The 622-nt window shown below is 48.6% G+C and carries 1 protein-coding gene; it reads left to right on the plus strand.

Annotated elements, in window-relative coordinates; all coding sequences use genetic code 11:
• On the plus strand, positions 1-461 hold a 461-nt coding region (locus tag A3750_RS19665; protein WP_068548671.1), incomplete at its 5' end, for an SDR family NAD(P)-dependent oxidoreductase.
• Between the last annotated feature and the right edge of the window lie 161 nt (positions 462-622).

Below are 622 nucleotides of genomic sequence, written 5' to 3' on the forward strand. Positions count from 1 at the left end.
CGCATCTAGATTTGCTTATCAACAACGCTGGCATATTGCGTGACGAACAACTCGGACAGCTCGATTTCACGAGCATTGAACAACAAATCAAGGTAAATACCCTCGCACCATTGCGCATTACAGAGGCATTACTGAGCAAACTGGTTCCAGGATCAAAAGTCGCCTTTATCACTAGCCGGATGGGCTCAATTGCAGATAATACCAGCGGTGGCCGCTACGGGTATCGTATGTCTAAGTGCGCCCTGAATGCCGCAGCTGTGTCACTGGCACACGATCTGTCTCCACGCGATATCTCTGTTGCGATTCTTCACCCCGGCTTGGTTGGTACCGAAATGATCGGCGGCCATGGTAATGTCACACCAGATGAAGCCGCTAATCAGCTTTCTGAGCGTATCGATGCGCTCGAGCCAAGGAACTCTGGTACGTTCTGGCATGCAAACGGCGATGTCTTACCTTGGTAAGGCCTCAAATGCTGCAACAGCACCTCCTAATTACTGGCAAAAGAACATTTATCGCCTAATCTAACTTCAGCTTTTGAGTTTATTTTTAAACAGAGAAATGTTTTGGCACAGCCGTCATACACCTATCTTGCCTGGACAACCGCCATACTTTGGTTGCTGCA

The organism is Oleiphilus sp. HI0079 (assembly GCF_001635105.1).